General features: G+C 61.1%; 21 protein-coding genes and 1 tRNA gene. 17 read left to right on the plus strand and 5 right to left on the minus strand.

Annotation, left to right across the window (positions count from 1 at the left end):
* Positions 1-53 precede the first annotated feature (53 nt).
* Positions 54-1,916, minus strand: coding sequence for an ABC-F family ATP-binding cassette domain-containing protein (locus C1J04_RS09885; protein WP_037945024.1), 1,863 nt, complete (start codon positions 1,914-1,916; stop codon positions 54-56).
* 104 nt (positions 1,917-2,020) lie between these two features.
* Between C1J04_RS09885 and ndk the strand changes: the two genes are divergently transcribed.
* Positions 2,021-2,443 carry a nucleoside-diphosphate kinase gene (gene ndk / locus C1J04_RS09890; protein WP_005853549.1) on the plus strand — a complete coding sequence of 141 codons (423 nt, stop codon included), beginning with the start codon at positions 2,021-2,023 and terminating at the stop codon, positions 2,441-2,443.
* 91 nt (positions 2,444-2,534) lie between these two features.
* Here ndk and C1J04_RS09895 read toward each other — a convergent pair whose 3' ends face one another.
* Both C1J04_RS09895 and C1J04_RS09900 read right to left on the minus strand, forming a co-directional pair.
* Positions 2,535-2,951 (minus strand): DUF4112 domain-containing protein, encoded by a 417-nt coding sequence (locus C1J04_RS09895; protein ID WP_009824622.1) that lies wholly within the window; start codon positions 2,949-2,951, stop codon positions 2,535-2,537.
* Positions 2,952-3,044: 93 nt separating this feature from the next.
* Positions 3,045-3,371 (minus strand): TfoX/Sxy family DNA transformation protein, encoded by a 327-nt coding sequence (locus tag C1J04_RS09900; protein ID WP_037953684.1) that lies wholly within the window; start codon positions 3,369-3,371, stop codon positions 3,045-3,047.
* Positions 3,372-3,614: 243 nt separating this feature from the next.
* Between C1J04_RS09900 and C1J04_RS19335 the strand changes: the two genes are divergently transcribed.
* The 6 genes from C1J04_RS19335 (at position 3,615) to C1J04_RS09925 (ending at position 6,752) form a co-directional block, all read left to right on the plus strand.
* The gene (locus tag C1J04_RS19335; protein ID WP_156775786.1) at positions 3,615-3,752 is read left to right on the plus strand and encodes a hypothetical protein; all 138 of its coding nucleotides are present in this window, start codon (positions 3,615-3,617) and stop codon (positions 3,750-3,752) included.
* The gene (locus tag C1J04_RS09905) at positions 3,749-3,916 is read left to right on the plus strand and encodes an RSP_7527 family protein (RefSeq protein WP_235183784.1); all 168 of its coding nucleotides are present in this window, start codon (positions 3,749-3,751) and stop codon (positions 3,914-3,916) included. Before C1J04_RS19335 ends, C1J04_RS09905 begins: the two co-directional genes overlap by 4 nt.
* Before the next feature lie 83 nt (positions 3,917-3,999).
* Positions 4,000-4,218: a DUF1127 domain-containing protein gene (locus C1J04_RS09910; protein ID WP_009824624.1), complete on the plus strand. Its 219-nt coding sequence runs from the start codon at positions 4,000-4,002 to the stop codon at positions 4,216-4,218.
* Positions 4,219-4,539: 321 nt separating this feature from the next.
* Positions 4,540-5,292, plus strand: coding sequence for an amino acid ABC transporter substrate-binding protein (locus tag C1J04_RS09915; protein WP_005853554.1), 753 nt, complete (start codon positions 4,540-4,542; stop codon positions 5,290-5,292).
* Positions 5,293-5,298: 6 nt separating this feature from the next.
* Entirely contained in the window at positions 5,299-5,973 is a 675-nt protein-coding gene (locus C1J04_RS09920) for an amino acid ABC transporter permease (protein WP_005853555.1), read from the plus strand.
* Entirely contained in the window at positions 5,970-6,752 is a 783-nt protein-coding gene (locus C1J04_RS09925; protein WP_009824625.1) for an amino acid ABC transporter ATP-binding protein, read from the plus strand. Before C1J04_RS09920 ends, C1J04_RS09925 begins: the two co-directional genes overlap by 4 nt.
* Before the next feature lie 3 nt (positions 6,753-6,755).
* Here C1J04_RS09925 and C1J04_RS09930 read toward each other — a convergent pair whose 3' ends face one another.
* Positions 6,756-7,523, minus strand: a complete 768-nt coding sequence (locus C1J04_RS09930) for a DeoR/GlpR family DNA-binding transcription regulator (RefSeq protein ID WP_009824626.1) — start codon at positions 7,521-7,523, stop codon at positions 6,756-6,758.
* Positions 7,524-7,692: 169 nt separating this feature from the next.
* Here C1J04_RS09930 and C1J04_RS09935 point away from each other — a divergent pair, with 169 nt between their 5' ends.
* Genes C1J04_RS09935 through C1J04_RS09960 form a run of 6 tightly spaced genes read left to right on the plus strand, consistent with a single transcriptional unit; the run spans position 7,693 to position 13,469 of the window.
* Positions 7,693-8,661: an ABC transporter substrate-binding protein gene (locus tag C1J04_RS09935; protein WP_009824627.1), complete on the plus strand. Its 969-nt coding sequence runs from the start codon at positions 7,693-7,695 to the stop codon at positions 8,659-8,661.
* Entirely contained in the window at positions 8,661-10,364 is a 1,704-nt protein-coding gene (locus C1J04_RS09940) for an ABC transporter permease (protein ID WP_114865354.1), read from the plus strand. The genes C1J04_RS09935 and C1J04_RS09940 overlap by 1 nt, the downstream gene beginning before the upstream one ends.
* Positions 10,352-11,395 carry an ABC transporter ATP-binding protein gene (locus C1J04_RS09945; RefSeq protein ID WP_009824629.1) on the plus strand — a complete coding sequence of 348 codons (1,044 nt, stop codon included), beginning with the start codon at positions 10,352-10,354 and terminating at the stop codon, positions 11,393-11,395. Before C1J04_RS09940 ends, C1J04_RS09945 begins: the two co-directional genes overlap by 13 nt.
* Positions 11,396-11,446: 51 nt before the next feature.
* Positions 11,447-12,463 (plus strand): MBL fold metallo-hydrolase, encoded by a 1,017-nt coding sequence (locus tag C1J04_RS09950; RefSeq protein ID WP_009824630.1) that lies wholly within the window; start codon positions 11,447-11,449, stop codon positions 12,461-12,463.
* On the plus strand, positions 12,460-13,008 hold the full coding sequence (locus C1J04_RS09955) for a histidine phosphatase family protein (RefSeq protein WP_009824631.1): 549 nt from the start codon (positions 12,460-12,462) through the stop codon (positions 13,006-13,008). The genes C1J04_RS09950 and C1J04_RS09955 overlap by 4 nt, the downstream gene beginning before the upstream one ends.
* Positions 13,005-13,469 carry a phosphatase domain-containing protein gene (locus C1J04_RS09960; protein ID WP_009824632.1) on the plus strand — a complete coding sequence of 155 codons (465 nt, stop codon included), beginning with the start codon at positions 13,005-13,007 and terminating at the stop codon, positions 13,467-13,469. The genes C1J04_RS09955 and C1J04_RS09960 overlap by 4 nt, the downstream gene beginning before the upstream one ends.
* Positions 13,470-13,587: 118 nt before the next feature.
* On the opposite strand, the gene C1J04_RS09965 is transcribed toward C1J04_RS09960, so the two are convergent.
* Positions 13,588-13,677: transfer RNA gene (locus C1J04_RS09965), tRNA-Ser, on the minus strand.
* A 147-nt stretch (positions 13,678-13,824) separates the two neighbouring features.
* Here C1J04_RS09965 and C1J04_RS09970 point away from each other — a divergent pair.
* The 4 genes from C1J04_RS09970 (at position 13,825) to rpmA (ending at position 16,698) form a co-directional block, all read left to right on the plus strand.
* A complete protein-coding gene (locus tag C1J04_RS09970; RefSeq protein WP_037953686.1) occupies positions 13,825-14,667 on the plus strand; it encodes a DUF2059 domain-containing protein in 843 nt (280 codons plus the stop codon).
* Positions 14,668-14,669: 2 nt separating this feature from the next.
* Positions 14,670-15,479, plus strand: a complete 810-nt coding sequence (locus C1J04_RS09975; RefSeq protein WP_009824634.1) for a hypothetical protein — start codon at positions 14,670-14,672, stop codon at positions 15,477-15,479.
* Positions 15,480-15,702: 223 nt separating this feature from the next.
* Positions 15,703-16,416, plus strand: a complete 714-nt coding sequence (locus tag C1J04_RS09980; RefSeq protein ID WP_005853569.1) for a 50S ribosomal protein L21 — start codon at positions 15,703-15,705, stop codon at positions 16,414-16,416.
* A 12-nt stretch (positions 16,417-16,428) separates the two neighbouring features.
* Entirely contained in the window at positions 16,429-16,698 is a 270-nt protein-coding gene (gene rpmA, locus C1J04_RS09985) for a 50S ribosomal protein L27 (RefSeq protein ID WP_005853571.1), read from the plus strand.
* Positions 16,699-16,789: the final 91 nt, after the last annotated feature.

The raw sequence follows: 16,789 nt of genomic DNA on the forward strand, positions 1-16,789 counted from the left end.
CATAAACTGTCACCGGGGCCAGCCCCGTCCTTATCCCTTGCGCCGCGCGGGCGTTACGCCGACGCGGTTTCCAGTTTCTCCAACGCGCCCATCCAGATCGCCTCTGCCCGTTCAAGCGCGGCCATGACTTCGGCGTATTTCTTGTTCCAGACCTCAAGTTCGCCGACTTTGTCCTTTTCGTAAAGGGCAGGGTCCGCGAGCTTTTTCGCAAGCTTGTCGCGCATGTCGTTGATCTTGGTCACCCGCGCCTCGGCCGTGCGCACTTCGGCGCGCAGGGCAAGGATGTCTTCGCGGTTGGCACGTTTGGGTTTTGGCGCTTCCTTGACCGGTTTGGGGTTCTTGCTGACGGGCTTTTCCACGGTCAACAGCATCTTGCGATAGGCTTCGAGGTCATCCTCATAGGGCTTGACCGTGCCGTTCGACACCAGCCACAGACGGTCCGCGACCATCGACAAAAGGTGCATATCGTGGCTGACAAGGATCACAGCACCGGAATAGCGCGTCAACGCCTCGACCAGCGCTTCGCGCGATTCGATATCAAGGTGGTTGGTCGGCTCATCGAGGATCAGCAGATGCGGTGCGTCCAATGTGGCGAGCAGCAGTGACAGACGCGCCTTTTGCCCCCCGGACAGACGCCCCACTTCGGTATCGGCCTGATCCGGCCCTAGACCGAACCCCGCCAGCTGTGCGCGCAGCTTGGATTGCATCACACCGGGGCGCGCGCTGATCATATGCTGCAGCGGCGTTTCATGGACGATCAATTCGTCCACCTGATGCTGTGCAAAGAACCCGATGCGCAGCTTGCTGGAGTTGATTGCCTTGCCCTCGAACAACACCAAACGGTTGGAGAGCAGCTTTGACAGGGTAGATTTACCCTGACCGTTTTTGCCCAACAGCGCGATGCGGTCGTCTTGGTCGATCCGCAGGTTCAGGCGCGACAGGACGGGCTGGCCCTCGGTATAGCCGGTCGATCCGCCTTCGATGCTGATGATGGGCGGCGAAAGCTCATCGGGCTGCGGGAAGGTAAAGACCTTGCGCGCGGCTTCTTCCGGCGGCGTGATTGTCACCATCTTCTCGATGGCCTTCATCCGCGACTGCGCCTGTTTCGCCTTGGACGCCTTGGCCTTAAAGCGGTCCACAAAGGCCTGCATATGCGCCTTATGCGCTTGCTGCTTTTTCGCCTGCGCGGTCAGCTGCGCACGCTTTTCGGCCCGCATTTTCGCGAATTGGTCGTAATTACCCTGATAATACGTGAGCTTACGGTCTTCGAGGTGCAGGATACCACCGACGGCACGGTTCAACAGACCACGGTCGTGGCTGATGATGATCACCGTGTGCGGGTATTTCGACAGGTAGTTTTCCAGCCACAACGCGCCTTCAAGATCAAGGTAGTTGGTCGGTTCGTCCAACAGCAGCAAATCCGGCTGCGCGAACAGAACGCCCGCCAGCGCCACGCGCATCCGCCACCCGCCCGAATAGGCCGAACAGGGCTGCTGCTGATCATGGTCGTCAAAGCCGAGCCCCTTGAGGATCGCGGCGGCACGGCCTTCGGCGGACCAGGCGTCGATATCGGCAAGGCGGGTCTGCACCTCGGCGATGCGCGCGGGATCATCCGTTGTCTCTGCCTCGTGCATCAAGGCGGCGCGTTCGACATCGGCGGCCAGCACCGTATCGATCAGCGACACGTCAGAGGACGGGACCTCTTGGGCGATGCCCCCGATCTTGGCGCGCGAGGGCAGGCTGATGTCGCCCGCGTCCAGCGACAGCTCTCCGCGAATGATTTTGAACAGCGTGGTTTTACCCGCACCGTTTTGCCCGACCAGACCCACTTTGTGGCCTTCGGGGATGACCGCGCTGGCTTCCTCGAACAAGGGACGGCCTTCGACGGAATAGTTGATTTCTGAAATGCTTAACATGGACGCGGTGTGAACCATGTCTGGCCCCGCGTCAATCGCGGCTTTTCACGGGGCATGACCCATGCTAGGGAGCGGCCAAATCAACCCCACCTAGGAGAGCTATCATGGCCCTTGAGCGCACATTCTCGATCATCAAACCAGACGCAACACGCCGCAACCTGACCGGCAAGATCAACGCCAAATTCGAAGAAGCCGGCCTGCGCATCGTCGCACAAAAGCGTATTCACATGACAAAGGCACAAGCCGGCGTTTTCTATGCCGTGCACGCCGAGCGTCCTTTCTATGACGAACTGTGCGAATTCATGGCGTCCGAGCCTGTTGTTGTTCAGGTTCTCGAAGGCGAAGGTGCCATCGCGAAAAACCGCGAAGTGATGGGCGCAACCAACCCAGCAGACGCAGCCGAAGGCACGATCCGCGCAGAATTCGCCGAATCCGTTGGCGAAAACTCCGTTCACGGGTCCGACGCGCCTGAAACAGCCGCCGTCGAAATCGCGTATTTCTTCTCCGGTCTGGAACTGGTTGGCTAAGCCTTCACAGGTTTGGACAGAGGAAAAGGGTCGCAGGCAACTGCGGCCCTTTTTTCATGCAACGGGGACCACATAGCGGCGGCCGATCTGTTCACCCTTTGAGGGTCGGATGATGTGACGACAGTTCACCGTCCACAGGGCTCACGGTTTTCATCGGTGCCGTTTGTTCAAGATGACGGTGCAACAGATCGACGTTGCGGATGTTCGCCTTCCAGCCCACGTCAAAGATGTCACCGATCAGGGGGATCGCACCGATCGCAAGGTCGATGCCCACATTCGCCCCCATACGCGCCAGGACCGAGCGGCTTGCGCCCATGCGATGCGCTTCCTTCAAGATATAGCCCGCCGGTGCCAAAGCCAGAACGTCGCCAACACCGGGTATCAGGCCAAGGATGCTGTCCCAGCCCAGCCGAATGCCCAGCACAGGCACCCGTAGGGCGCTGTCCATCGTACGGGCAAGGCCACGCAGCCGGTCAAGGTCGTGTTGAACATCGGGGGTATGTGGCATGGGGCAGGGTATCCTGTTGGGGCTACGTTTGCGACCCAACGCCTATGGGCGCAGTGCCGTTCCGCTGGCGCCTTCAGGTGTCGCAGGGACGCATTACGCCTCGCGCACACCGATCAGGTTCATCATGCGTTCGAATTCAGAGCGTCCGGTATCATGGGCACGGGCCTTGATTGCGTCGAACTTGACCCGCAGGGCTTTCTTTTCTTCCCCCTTGCAGTCGTTCCACGGGCGCCCCTGAAGCCCCATCACCAGAACATAGTACCCGATGAAGTGGGGGCGCTGACCATTGTGCAGCAACCTCTCGTAGGCCGCATCGGCACCAAGATCGCGCAGCTCTTGCGCAGAGTGGATGCCAGCACGGGCGCAGCTTTCCTCGAACGCGGGGCCGAGATTGCGGATGGAAGAAACAGGGTCGGTCATACCGGGCTGTTTATACCGCAGCGAGCCGCCTGTCACTTTCAGATGCTGGCGTAATCCGTAAATATCACCGGCTGGGGTTTTTCCGGCGCGGGTTTGGGTGGGGCGGATTGTTGCTGCTGCGGCGATTGCTTGGTCATGGGTCTTCTCCGGCTTGTGTTGGTCTCTCCGTTTCAGGGGCTACCAACGTTCGGGCGGCCCTTTCGTTCACGGTGAAGTCGAAAACTGCCGGTTTAGGGGCCGGATATGGGCGATATTGGGGCGAAACTGTGCCATTTAAGCCATGCATTTTCCGCATATCCACTATGGTTTGCACCTTTGCTGCACCACGCACATATGACGGTCACGGGCATTGAAGCCCTGAAATGGAAAGCTGGAAAATGAAAACCGAAGCTACATACAAAACCGCCACTCCGGTCGAAGTCGACCGTCTTCTTGCCGAAGCCAACGCGCTGCGCAGTGCCTATATCTCTGCCGCTGTTGCCAAAGCATCGCGCAAGTTTACCGGCCTGTTCCGCACCGCACCCCGCGGCACGGCAGCCGCCTAAACCGCCAGCGCTACGCTGACGGAACATACCAAACCGAATGCGGTGGATAGGCCGCCGCATAGACGTGAAAGAGAGAATAAGAAATGAGCTATACATCCACATATACCGCCGCACCTGTTGCGGGTCTGATGCCCAAGCTGCGCCAGTCGCTTGATGCATTCCGTGCCTACAGCGCTGATCAACGCGCCAAACGCCAGACCTTCCGCGAGCTGTCGGCGATGAATGACCGGGATCTGGCAGATATCGGTGTTGCACGTGGCGAGATCCGCCATATTGCCTCGCAAGCGGTTGCCCTGCGCTAACCACGACGCCGAAAGCCACAAGAATTTTCCCGCCGCAAAGTCCTCCCACTTTGCGGCGGTTTTATTTTGTCCGATCAGATGCTTATGCGGTGCAATCCGGCGCTGGTGATTCCCCCGATTGCGCGCTAATTCGCTTGATATCTTCCCCCAAAACCCCTTCCGTCGCTGCGGCCCCCGAAACAGCGTTTCGCGATCAAAGCGCTTGCCAGAATTATATTCCTGACCAAGGATGAATGACACCACCTCGGACTTGCTTGACGCTGCGCCATTGAAGCGCGGCTGCGTCATGTTACCTCCCCCTTAGACGTAACGGAGAATATCATGATCAAACACGCCACACTCACCGCAATCGCCCTTGCTACCGGCGTCAGTGCTGCTCAGGCAGAGACGCTGAATGTCGGCATGTCGGGCGGGTACTTTCCCTTTACCTTCGTAAAGCTTGACGAGCTTCAAGGGTTCGAGGTCGATTTCATCAACGCCGTCGCCAAGGAAACCGGCGACGAAGTTAACTTTGTCACCATGTCCTTTTCCGGCCTGATCGGCGCGCTGGAATCTGGCCGCATCGACACGATCGCCAACCAGATCACCATCACCCCCGAACGCGAGGCGAAATTTGCCTTTTCGCAGCCCTATGTCTTTGACGGGGCGCAGGTCGTGGTGAAAGAGGGCAACGAAGACACCATCGGCAGTGTCGAGGATCTGAGCGGGAAGACCGTTGCGGTCAACCTCGGCTCCAACTTCGAGGAACTGCTGAACGAGCTGCCGAACGCGGGCGAGATCGACATTCGCACCTATGAAAGCAACATTGCGCAAGACACGGCCCTTGGTCGCGTGGATGCCTTTGTGATGGACCGCGTTTCTTCGGCCCAGCTGATCGCGGAAAGCCCGCTGCCGCTGGCGCTTGCGGGCAAACCCTTTAGCGAGATCCGCAACGCGCTGCCTTTCCGTAACGATGACGAAGGTCAGGCCCTGCGTGACCGGTTCGATGCCGCGATTACCAAGCTGAAAGAAGACGGCACCCTGACCGAGATTTCGGAAAAATGGTTCGGCTCTGACATCACAACAGCCGAGTAACACAAGATGCGGGGACTGGATTTCGAATATATGTGGGGCCTGCTGCCCGTGTTGCTGGGCTATGTCCCGCTGACGCTGTTCATGGCGTTTGTGGGCATGGTCTGCGCATTGGTGCTGGCCTCTGTGCTCGCGGTTGAACGGGTGTTTCGGGTTCCGGTCCTCGACGTTTTTGTGCGGCTGTTCATCAGCTTCTTTCGCGGCACGCCGTTGTTGGTGCAGTTATTCCTGTTCTACTACGGCCTGCCGCAAGTCCTGAGTTTTCTGGGCAAGATCGACGGCGTCACCGCGACCATCATGGGGCTGACGCTGCATTTCTCGGCCTATATGGCGGAAAGCATCCGCGCCGCCATTCTGGGTGTGGACCGTAGCCAGTGGGAGGCCGCGCAGGCCGTGGGCATGACCCAAGGCCAGATGATGCGCCAAATCATCCTGCCACAGGCCTCGCGGGTCGCGGCACCGACTTTGGTGAATTACTTTATCGATATGATCAAAGGCACCTCGCTGGCCTTTACCCTTGGCGTGACCGAACTGATGGGGGCGACCCAGAAAGAGGCGGCGGGCAGCTTTCTCTACTTCGAGGCCTTTCTCGTCGTCGCCGCGATCTATTGGGTCATGGTCGAGACATTGGCCTTCGCACAGCGTCACCTAGAGGTTTATCTGAACAAGGCACATGCGCGATGACCGATACACAGAGCATTCCAGAGACGGGCAGGGCGACAGGTGACGGGATCACCATATCCGGCCTGACCAAATCCTTTGGCAGCACCGCCGTGCTGAAAGACATCTCGCTTGATATTGCCCAAGGCGAACGGGTGGTGATCATCGGACCGTCGGGTACGGGGAAGTCCACCTTGCTGCGCTGCCTGAACTTTCTTGATGCGCCTGACGCGGGCATTATCCGCATCGGCGATATGTCTGTCGATGCAGCGACGGCGAAACGCGCCGATATTCTGGCGCTGCGGCGGCGCACGTCCTTCGTGTTCCAGAACTACGCGCTGTTTGCCAACAAGACCGCGCGCGAGAATATCACTCAGGCGCTGATTACCGTTCAGGGCTATAGCAAGGCCGAGGCCAACGCCCGTGCCGATGCGACGCTGCGCGAAACCGGTCTGTTCGAGAAAGCCGATAGCTACCCCGCTGCACTGTCGGGCGGCCAGCAGCAACGGGTGGGCATCGGCCGCGCGATGGCGCTGGATGCGGATCTGATGCTGTTTGACGAACCGACCTCGGCGCTCGACCCCGAATGGGTGGGAGAGGTGCTCGACCTCATGCGGCGCGTGGCCGAGAAACGACAGACCATGCTGATCGTGACCCACGAGATCCAGTTCGCGCGCGAGATTGCGGATCGGATCGTCTTTATGGACGAGGGGCGGATTGTCGAACAAGGCCCACCGGCAGAACTGCTTGATGCGCCCAAAGACCCGCGCACCCAATCCTTTCTACGGCGTGTCACGGGGTAGGGATCAGACCTTGATTACCGTGCACCCATGGGCGGCGGCGCGGGACAGCAGATCGGGCGACAGCACGGCCCCTGTAACAAGGTAATCATAAGCCCAGATCTCCCCGTGCTGGCAGGCAAGGTCCAAATCCGCCTTGCCCTGATCGGCCACCAGGATCGTTGTCTTGGCGCAGCCCGCAATCGCCTTGCGCGCCAGCACCTCGTCCGAGTTATAGTCCATCACCGCGCCCGACCCCGACAGCCCGCCGCAGCTGAAAACCGCGTAATCCATGCGGTAACCCGCAAAAAACGCCAGCGCCGCAGCGCCGATCAGATCCAGATCGCGCATCCGTACATTGCCGCCCGCCAGCTCCACCATCACGCCCGCGGCATTCTGCAGGGCGCACACCGCGTGGATGCTATTGGTCGCGACGAACAGGTCTTTGTGCGACGACAGAAACCGCGCGCAATGCTCAACCGTGGTCCCCGTCCCAAGCGCCACCCGTGCGCCATCGGGGATCAGGTTCTTGACCGCCAAGGCGATGCGCTGCTTTTCCTGTCGCGCGATGGTTTCGCGGGGCAGGTAGCCGATATTCTCGCTTTGCTGGCGCAGCTGCACCTTTCCCTTGCGGCGCTGCACCAGCGCCGCGTCGTCAAGGTCGCGCAGGTCGGCGCGGATGGTCTGCACCGAGACGTCTAAACGCTGCGATAGTTCGGCAGGGGACAAAGCGTCGTTCTGCGACAGCAGCGCAATGATCCTGTCGCGCCGGTCGGTCAGAGTAGGTCGCGCCATCTATTTTCCTTCGAAAACAACTCAAGGTTAGCCGGACCCTAGAGCGACCCCGTCCACGGCGCAATATAATTAAATCTGTTACGCAAATGTCATAAATCTGTAGCGTAAGATGGGAATAAGGCGAGCGTGAAATGCTTTCGTACGAAAGCTACCTTTTCAGGAGAGCCCCATGAAAACCATCCTCACCACCACCGCTTTTGCCCTGATGGCCAGCACGGCCCTTGCAGATACAATCACACTTTACACCTCGCAGCCCAATGCAGATGCGCAGCAGACTGTGGACGCCTTCAAAGCCGCCAACCCCGATACCGATGTCGAATGGGTCCGCGACGGCACGACCAAACTGATGGCCCGTCTGCGCGCCGAGATCGAGGCAGGCAACCCGCAGCCCGACGTGCTGCTGATCGCCGACACCGTGACGCTGGAGGGCATGGCCCAAGACGGTCTGCTGACCGCCTATCAATCCCCCGAGGCTGCCAATTATGACAGCGCGCTGTATTCTGCCGACGGCTTCTATCACTCGACCAAGCTGATCACGACAGGCATCGTCTATAACACCGGCGTCGAGACGGCTCCGACATCGTGGAACGACCTGAGCGATGCGGCTCTGAAAGGGCAGGTGGCCATGCCATCCCCGCTGTATTCCGGTGCGGCGCTGATCCATCTGGCAACCCTGACCGGCGATGACAGCCTTGGCTGGGGCTATTACGAACAACTGGCGGAAAACGACGCCCGCGCCCAAGGCGGCAACGGCGGCACGTTCAAGGCTGTGGCCTCGGGCGAGAAACCTTATGGCATGGTCGTCGACTTCCTCGCGATCCGCAACAAGGCCGAAGGGTCGCCTGTCGAATTCGTCTTCCCCACCGAAGGCGTATCCTATGTGACCGAGCCTGTGGCGATCATGTCGACCGCCAAGAACGTCGAAGGCGCACAGAAGTTCGTCGATTTCCTGCTCAGCGCGGAAGGTCAGGATGTGGTGCTTGAGATGGGCTATATCCCCGCACGCGACGGCATGGGCGTGCCCGCCGGCTTCCCTGCGCGCGAAGACATCAAACTGATGGATTTCGATCCCGCGACCGCGTTGAAAGACGCCGAAGTCAACAAGGCCAAATTCACAGAGCTGTTTGGCGCCGAGTAATGGGCGTTCTGACAAAAAACGGGGGCAGCCGGTCCGAGGGGTGGCTGCTCTCTACCATTTTGATTGTGGCGATCAGCCTGACCCTTGCGCCGGTGCTGCGCCTGTTTGTCGAAGGGGTGACGGATCAGGGCGCGGTTGGCCTGTCGCTCGCGGGCGAGGTGCTGCACCAGCCATCGACGCTGAGCGCGCTGAAACATTCGCTGGTGACCGCAGGGTTCGGCACCCTGGTCTCGGTGGTTCTGGGGTCTGCCTTTGCGTTTCTGGTGGCGCTGACCGATCTGCGCGCCAAGGCGGCGCTGGTGTTCTGCCTGATGATCCCGATGATGATCCCGCCCCAGATTACCGCGCTGTCCTGGACCCAGATCATGGGGCCGTCGTCTGTGTTGCTCAAGACCTTGGGGCTGGCGCCGCCACTGGGGTCACCGCAGCCGCTTTATTCGGCGCAAGGTATCATTTTGTTGCTGGGCATCCAGCATATGTCGATCATTTTCCTGACCCTGCGTGCAGGTCTGCGCGCCATCCCGCAAGAGGTGGTAGAGGCGGCGCGCATCAGTGGCGCGCGGGGGCTGCGCACGTGGTGGCAGGTGGTCATGCCCCTGACCCTGCCCAGTTTGGCCGCGGGAACGGCGATCACCTTTGTCACCGCCCTTGGCAACTTTGGCATTCCCGCGATGCTGGGTATTCCGGCGGGCTATGCGACCCTGCCGACACTGGTTTACCAAAAGCTGGCGGGCATGGGCACCAGCGTGCTGGCCGAGGTATCGATCCTCGCCATGCTGATCGGTGCGGTGGCTGTAACGGGCATCCTGACGCAACGGTTCTTCCAATCGCGCCAACGGGTCTATCTGGTGGGGGCCACGTCGCGCCCCTTGGCGATCCCGCTCGGGGCGGCGCGTCTGCCGGTCGAGGTGTTGCTATGGGCCGTGGTCTGCACGATCCTTGTGCTGCCCATGTTCGGCCTGCTGGCGACGTCGCTGGTGCCTGCCTATGGCGTGCCATTGCGGCTTGATACTGTAACCCTTCAGGCGTGGACCGAGGTGCTGCTGCGCCAGCCGGTCACGACGCGGGCCTTTGCGAATTCCTTTGGTCTGGCGATCGGCGCGGCGGTTGTGCTCATCCTGCTCTGCCTGCCGCTGGCGTGGTTGATGGAGCGGAACCCGACGCGGCTGTCGCGGCTGTTCGACAGCCTGCTGGATCTGCCCTATGCCCTGCCCGGAGTGGTGCTGTCGATCGCGATGATCCTGCTGCTGATCAAGCTGCCGTTCACTGATGCGACGCTGTACGGCACGATCTGGATCATCTTCCTGGCCTATCTAGCGCGGTTCTTTGCGGTGATGTTCCGCCCCGTGCAAGCGAGCCTCAAGCAGTTGGACCCTGCCATGGGCGAAGCCGCGCAATCGGTGGGGGCATCGCTGTTCCAGCGGCTGCGCGATGTGATCGTGCCGCTCTCGGCACCGGCGGCGGCGGCAGGGGCGATCCTTGTGTTTCTCACCGCGTTTAACGAGCTCACGGTTTCCGCGCTGCTCTGGTCCTCGGGAACCGAGACGTTGGGCGTGGTCATTTTCAATCTGGACGACAGCGGCGAGACCGCAATGGCCAGCGCGCTGGCGATGACCATCGTGCTGGTGGTTATGGCGCTGATGGTGCTGGTGCAGCTGATGTCCCGACGTTTCCCCAAAGGAGTAGTCCCATGGCAGACATAAGCCTGTCCGCGCTTGGCAAATCATTCGCCGGCGCCCCCGCGCTGCATGACATCACCACCACGTTCAAGGATGGCGAATTCGTCGCCCTGCTGGGGCCGTCGGGCTGCGGCAAGACCACGCTGCTGCGCCTGCTTGCGGGGTTTGAGATGCCGACGACGGGGCAGATTTCCATCGGCCCGCGCGAGGTCGCGCATGTGGCTGGCAACCGCATGGTCCCGCCCGAGGATCGCAACATCGGTTTCGTATTCCAGTCCTACGCGCTTTGGCCCCATATGAACGTGCGGCGCAATGTGTCCTATCCTCTGGAGATCCGGCGTTTTTCCAAGGCCGAGATCGCCGCGCAGACCGATCAGGCGTTACAGGCGACGGGGCTGACGGACTATGCCGACCGGATGCCCTCCGAACTGTCGGGCGGGCAGCGTCAGCGGGTCGCTTTGGCGCGCTGTCTGGTGTCCCACCCCGATGCGGTGCTGCTGGACGAACCGCTGGCCAACCTTGATGTGGCGCTGCGGGCATCAATGCAAGCGGTGTTCACCGATTTCCACAAGCGTACCGGCGCGACGATGGTCTATGTCACCCACGATCAATCAGAGGCGATGGCCATGGCCGACCGGATCGCCGTGATGGACAAAGGCCGCATCCAGCAGTTCGACACGCCCCAAACGCTGTATGAACGCCCCAGGAACCGCTTTGTCGCCGAATTCGTCGGGCGCGGCACGGTGGTGCCCATGCGCGGGGTCGAAAAGAGCGATAGCGCCCTGCACGGCCATGTCCTGGGGACGCGGATCGCGGTGCAAAGCGGGGATGACCTGCCAAGCCATGTCTGCCTGCGCCCCGAAAACCTGACCATCAGCGAAACCGGCGACCTGCGCGCCAAAGTGGCGCGGGTGACCTATCTGGGCGGCAAATACCTTCTGGAAACCGTCGCGGACTGCGGCACGCGCCTGCTTGCTGAAACACGGGCACGGTTTGATGTCGGTATGCAGCTTGGCCTGACGATCTCCACCCCATGGGCATTCTCCGAGGATTAAATGCAAAGCGTAAGAGTACTTTCCGGCATCGGGGACAAGGGCCCCGCATGCATGCAATTGAACACGGGCAATCGGCGCTGGCTGCTGGACTGCGGCTTTGGCCCCGAGGCCCACGCCCATTTTGATCCGCGCTGGCTGAAGGGCGCGGATGCGGTCTTTATCACCCACGACCATATCGACCACATCGGCGGGGCGATCTATGCGGTAGAGGCGGGGCTCCCGATCTATGCCACCGCGCAAACCGCCAAGGCGCTGCCCCCAGCCGCCAAGGTCAACCTGCTGCCCGAACAGGGGGTATCTGTGATCGATGGCGTGCAGCTGACCACGGGGCGCAACGGGCACGCCATGGGCGGTGTCTGGATGCATTTCGCCTTGGGCGAAGGGCTGTTCTACTCGGGCGACTGGTCCGAGGAATCCGACTGGTTCCCGCTGGACCTTCCGCCACCCGCGGCGACGGCGATCCTGGACTGTTCCTACCAGCTTGACGATGTGCCCCAGACCGAAAGGTTTGCAGCACTTGACGCCTTGCTGGACAGGCTTGAGGGGCAGGTGCTTTTGCCAGTGCCGCCATCGGGCAGGGCGGGCGAAATGGCCTTGCACCTGATCCGGCGCTATGGTCACGCCAGCGTCATGCTGGACCCTGAATGTCAGGCGGTGCTGGCGACGGGTCTGCGCAGCGGCACGCTTGGCGTGGATGCGGCCAAGATCGCCCCGCTGCTGGCGCGCGGCCCGCTGGACGAGGCGCGGTTTCTGGTCTGCGACACCCCCAATGCCGATGGCGGTGCCGCCTGGGGCTATGTGCGCGCCTGGCATGAAAGCGGCCGTTTGGGGCGCGACGCGCATGTGGTCTTTACCGGCCATATGACCGCCCATGCCCGCGGGATCTGCAGCGTGCCGGGGGGATATTTCCAACGCTGGAACGTACATCCGCCGCTGCGTGATCAGGTGCGTATGCTGGAACGGCTTGGCGCGAAACGCTTTGCGCCAGCATTCTGCACCCAGCCCGAGGATTACCTGATCGAGGATCTGGGCGTCGAGGTTTTCATGCATGATCCGGTGCGCCTGTGAGGGGGGCCGCGCTTCCGCCCTCGGACTTTTGCCTGATCCGCCACGGGGAGACGACCGCCAATGCGCAAAGCATCATCGCAGGGGTGACCGATGTAGCGCTGACCGCCCGTGGCCGCGATCAGGCGTGCGCGCTGGCCCGTCGTCGCTGGCCGCAGCCGGTCACGCTTTTCGCCAGCCCCGCCGCACGGGCGCGAGACACCTGCAAGCTTGCCTTTCCGCAGCGCGGTTTTACCGTGATTTCCGCGTTGCGCGAACGCGACTGGGGGGCGTTCGAGGGGCAGCCGCTGTCGCAGCAACCCATACGCGAAGACACCCCCGAAGGCGGCGAAAGCTGGCCCGCCATGCTTGATCGTGTCGCAGGCGCGATCCACGCGGCCTGTGCCGCCACACCCCCCGGCCACCTTCCGGTGCTGGTCTGCCATTCCGGTATCATCCGCGCCGCGCGCGTGCTGTGGACACCCCATGACGCGGGCACACGCCCGCCAAACGCCATCCCGATCCTGTTTCAGCGATCGGGCACATTTTTTGAGGAGAAAGAGCTATGACATCCACCCCCCTGACACCTTGCGTGGTATTTGACGTCGACGGCACTCTGGCCGAGTTCGACGCGGCAAAGCTGGGTCATCTGGTGCATGGCGTCGAGAAACAATGGGATGCGTTCCACATGGCGATGGCCGACGCCCCGCTGATTGCCCCCATCGCCAAACTGATGCGCCGCCTGAAGCAAAGCGGCGAGACGATCGTCATCTGCTCGGGCCGCCCTGACGGTTGGGCGGAACACACGATCGCCTGGCTGCACAAACACGATCTGCCCTTCGACGGCGTCTACCTGCGTGCCAAGGATCAGGACGCCGCGAGCGATCCGGAGGTCAAACGCCAAGCGCTGGCGCAAATGCAAGCGGACGGGCTGGCCCCCTGGCTGGTCATCGATGATCGCAGTTCGGTCGTTGACGCATGGCGGGCCGAGGGGCTCGCCTGCCTGCAATGCGCGCCGGGAAATTTTTGACGCGGACGGGTGCAGCATCACGACCCTGATCGCGGATTTTGACACCGCCCCACAGGGGCATGCGACCAAGACGACGGCTTGTCCCGCAAGGGGTGGACCTAAACTGTCAGGGGGATAGTGGCGGAGAGACAGGGATTCGAACCCTGGGAACCCGTGAAGGCTCAACGGTTTTCGAGACCGCCCCGTTCGACCACTCCGGCACCTCTCCGCATCGGTGTGGTGCGTCCGTTTAGGATGGATTTTACGGGGTGGCAAGGGGGGCTAGGCCAGTTTTCGCGGACACGGGGAATTTCATTGCTGACAGATGGATTTCGCCTAAGCTCTTGGGGTGGATCAACTTGAAAGGAATGCCCTGATGCGCCGACTGTCCCGTTTGCCGTTAACTTTATGTTTTGGATTGGCGGTCATGGTATCGCTGATTGCACCGATGGCGCGGGCCGCCGACAGGGAAAGGGTCGATGCATTTCTGGAAGTCACAGGGTTTGATGTCGCCCTTGAAAGCATCCGCCTCTCTGCTGATTCCGCGCCGCAAATGCTGGGGATTGATGCGGATGCCTTCGGCTCTGAATGGTCGCGTCTGGTGCGCGAGGTATTCGAGACGGATTTGATGCTGGACATGGGCGCCGGTATTCTGGCGCAGGCGCTCAGCGATGATGCGCTGGAACATGCGTCGGATTTCTATGCCAGCGATCTGGGCCAACGCCTGGTGGCCGCCGAAAACGCGTCGCATATGGAGGAAGACGATGCCGCGAAGGCAGAGGCGGGCGATGCGATCCTGAGCGGGCTGCGCGGGATCGATTCTCCGCGCGTGGATCTGTTGGCGCGCCTGAACGGGGCAAGCGATGTCGAGGAGAGCTCGATCAAGGCGCTGCAAGAGGTGCAGATCCGGTTCCTGATGGCAGCGGCCGGCGCGGGTGTGATCGAATTACAGATGGAAGAGCCCGACCTGCGCGAAGCGATGCGCGCGCAAGAGCCCGAGATGCGCGCCTCTATCAAAGAGAATGCGCTGGCGGGTGCGGCCTATACCTATCAGGCGTTCTCGGATGAAGAAGTGCTGGTCTATGCCAAGGCGCTGGAAGATCCGCAGATGCAGGAGGTCTACGCACTGATGAACGCCGTGCAGTTCGAGATCATGGCGAACCGGTTTGAAGAGGTCGCACAGCGGCTTGGCACCATGCAACCCAGTCAGGACCTGTAACCATGCGCGCCTTTGTTCTTGCTGCTGGCCTGTGGATGCTGGCCCTGCCGCTTTGGGCCGACGCGCGGTCAACCGTGCTGGTGGATGTCCTGCGTCTTGGCGAGCTGGCCGAGATTTTGCAGCGCGAAGGATTAGAGAACGCGGAAACGCTTGATCGCGATATGCTCGGCGGGCAGGGCGGCGCGGGGTGGGCGCTGCAGGTGCGTGCCATCTACAACCCCGAACGGATCGTCGAAACCCTGCGCGGGGCATTGGATGCGGGGTTGCAAGGGCAGACCCGCGAGGATGTCATTGCCTTTTTCGCGCAAGACACGGGCGCAAGGATCATCACGCTCGAGAACGAGGCCCGCGCCGCCATCACCGACCCCGAGGTTGAAGACGCCGCCCGTGCAGGGTTCCATGACCTGGAGGGCAGCGACGACCCACGTCTGGGGCAGATCACAACATTGATCGACAGTGGCGACATGATCGACCGCAATGTCACCGCCGCGATGAATTCTAACTTTCAATTCATGCGCGGGATGGCAGATGGCAACGCGCTGCAGATGACAGAGGCCGAGATGCTGGCCGACGTGGCGCAGCAGCAAGAAGAGATCGCGCAAGACACGCGCGGCTGGCTTTATGGCTATCTGCTGCTGGCGTATTCTCCGCTGGAGGATGCAGAGCTCGACCGCTATATCGCCTTTGCGCAAAGCGATGCGGGGCGCAGCCTGAACACAGCGCTGTTCGAGGGCTTTGGCACGGCGTACGAAGACGTGTCCTATGCCCTTGGTCGCGCAGTTGCGTTGAACATGGTGGCCGAGGAATTATAGCCAGCCGCACCGCCTTTGCGATAAGTCCCGCGAGGCCCGTGCTGGCCCTTGACATCAGGGGGGCGGTGCATCATACGGCAAGCCTCAACCTAAGGGTGCCCGTTTCGGGTGCCTTTGTTATTTCATGAACATCCCGAAACGGGATGCGCTGTCCGAGGTGGGCCAAGGCCCGACAAACTCCCGAACGGGGACCACAGGATGCGGAAACAGTAAAGGAAGACGCATGTTTGCGGTCATCAAGACAGGCGGCAAGCAGTACAAAGTTCAATCCGGCGATATGCTGCGGGTAGAACGTTTGGCTGCTGACGCGGGCGAAACAGTCCAATTCAACGAAGTTCTCATGCTGGGCGGCGATTCCCCCAAGCTGGGTGCTCCTTTGGTCGCAGGGGCCGGCGTTCAAGCCGAGGTCGTCGATCAGATCAAGGGCGAGAAAGTCATTCACTTCGTCAAGCGCCGCCGGAAGCACTCTTCCAAGCGTACCAAAGGCCACCGTCAAAAGCTGACACTGGTCAAGATCGGCGAGATCCTGTCGTCCGGCGCGGATAAATCCGACGTCAAAGCGGCCATCGGCACCGGTTCCGTCAGCGCTGCTGCCGTGACAGCCATGGAAGAGCGTTATGCGCTGAACAAAACCGATCAGGCCGAAATGGCCAAGCGCGTGAAGAACAACCAGGCCGAAGAGAAATCGGCCAAGCCTGCCAAGGCGAAGAAGGCCAAAGCTGCACCCGCAGCCGAAGGTGCCGACGATCTGAGCAAGATCTCCGGTGTTGGCCCCGTCATCGTTGGCAAGCTGAACGGTGAAGGCATCACAACCTTCGCTCAGATCGCTGCTTGGACAGACGCTGACGTCGAAGCTATCGAAGAGAAACTGTCGTTCAAAGGTCGCGTCGGTCGTGAAGACTGGATCGCACAGGCCAAAGAACTCGCAAAAGGCTAAGGAGAGACACCAATGGCACATAAAAAAGCAGGCGGCTCATCCCGTAACGGCCGCGACTCAGCAGGTCGTCGTCTTGGCGTGAAAAAATATGGCGGCGAAGCTGTCATTCCCGGCAACATTCTGGTGCGTCAGCGCGGTACAAAGTACTGGCCCGCTGAAGGCGTTGGCATGGGCAAGGATCACACGATCTTCGCAACCGTTGACGGCAAGGTCCAGTTCCACAAGGGGCTGAAGAACCGTACGTTTATCTCGGTCCTGCCAGCGGCAGAAGCCGCAGAATAAGCCGCACCCGAGAGGTTTGAAAATTTAGGGATCGGCGGAAACGCCGGTCCCTTTTCCATTTTATCGCCCAGTGTTCACCCAGGAAGGGAGG

Origin of the sequence: Sulfitobacter sp. SK025 (assembly GCF_003352105.1) — a bacterium.
In the GTDB taxonomy this organism is placed as follows: Bacteria; Pseudomonadota; Alphaproteobacteria; order Rhodobacterales; family Rhodobacteraceae; genus Sulfitobacter; species Sulfitobacter pontiacus.

Excerpts from the sequence above, each read along its gene's own strand:
- ndk (WP_005853549.1), top strand. The coding sequence starts at position 2,021 with ATGGCCCTTGAGCGCACATTCTCGATCATCAAACCAGACGCAACACGC.
- C1J04_RS09940 (WP_114865354.1), top strand. The coding sequence starts at position 8,661 with ATGGGCGTTCTGACAAAAAACGGGGGCAGCCGGTCCGAGGGGTGGCTG.
- rpmA (WP_005853571.1), top strand. The coding sequence starts at position 16,429 with ATGGCACATAAAAAAGCAGGCGGCTCATCCCGTAACGGCCGCGACTCA.
- C1J04_RS09885 (WP_037945024.1), bottom strand. The coding sequence starts at position 1,916 with ATGTTAAGCATTTCAGAAATCAACTATTCCGTCGAAGGCCGTCCCTTG.
- C1J04_RS19335 (WP_156775786.1), top strand. The coding sequence starts at position 3,615 with ATGGGCGATATTGGGGCGAAACTGTGCCATTTAAGCCATGCATTTTCC.
- C1J04_RS09980 (WP_005853569.1), top strand. The coding sequence starts at position 15,703 with ATGTTTGCGGTCATCAAGACAGGCGGCAAGCAGTACAAAGTTCAATCC.
- C1J04_RS09910 (WP_009824624.1), top strand. The coding sequence starts at position 4,000 with ATGAGCTATACATCCACATATACCGCCGCACCTGTTGCGGGTCTGATG.
- C1J04_RS09930 (WP_009824626.1), bottom strand. The coding sequence starts at position 7,523 with ATGGCGCGACCTACTCTGACCGACCGGCGCGACAGGATCATTGCGCTG.
- C1J04_RS09960 (WP_009824632.1), top strand. The coding sequence starts at position 13,005 with ATGACATCCACCCCCCTGACACCTTGCGTGGTATTTGACGTCGACGGC.
- C1J04_RS09935 (WP_009824627.1), top strand. The coding sequence starts at position 7,693 with ATGAAAACCATCCTCACCACCACCGCTTTTGCCCTGATGGCCAGCACG.
- C1J04_RS09950 (WP_009824630.1), top strand. The coding sequence starts at position 11,447 with ATGCAATTGAACACGGGCAATCGGCGCTGGCTGCTGGACTGCGGCTTT.
- C1J04_RS09915 (WP_005853554.1), top strand. The coding sequence starts at position 4,540 with ATGATCAAACACGCCACACTCACCGCAATCGCCCTTGCTACCGGCGTC.
- C1J04_RS09900 (WP_037953684.1), bottom strand. The coding sequence starts at position 3,371 with ATGACCGACCCTGTTTCTTCCATCCGCAATCTCGGCCCCGCGTTCGAG.
- C1J04_RS09945 (WP_009824629.1), top strand. The coding sequence starts at position 10,352 with ATGGCAGACATAAGCCTGTCCGCGCTTGGCAAATCATTCGCCGGCGCC.
- C1J04_RS09905 (WP_235183784.1), top strand. The coding sequence starts at position 3,749 with ATGAAAACCGAAGCTACATACAAAACCGCCACTCCGGTCGAAGTCGAC.
- C1J04_RS09925 (WP_009824625.1), top strand. The coding sequence starts at position 5,970 with ATGACCGATACACAGAGCATTCCAGAGACGGGCAGGGCGACAGGTGAC.
- C1J04_RS09975 (WP_009824634.1), top strand. The coding sequence starts at position 14,670 with ATGCGCGCCTTTGTTCTTGCTGCTGGCCTGTGGATGCTGGCCCTGCCG.
- C1J04_RS09895 (WP_009824622.1), bottom strand. The coding sequence starts at position 2,951 with ATGCCACATACCCCCGATGTTCAACACGACCTTGACCGGCTGCGTGGC.
- C1J04_RS09920 (WP_005853555.1), top strand. The coding sequence starts at position 5,299 with ATGCGGGGACTGGATTTCGAATATATGTGGGGCCTGCTGCCCGTGTTG.
- C1J04_RS09970 (WP_037953686.1), top strand. The coding sequence starts at position 13,825 with ATGCGCCGACTGTCCCGTTTGCCGTTAACTTTATGTTTTGGATTGGCG.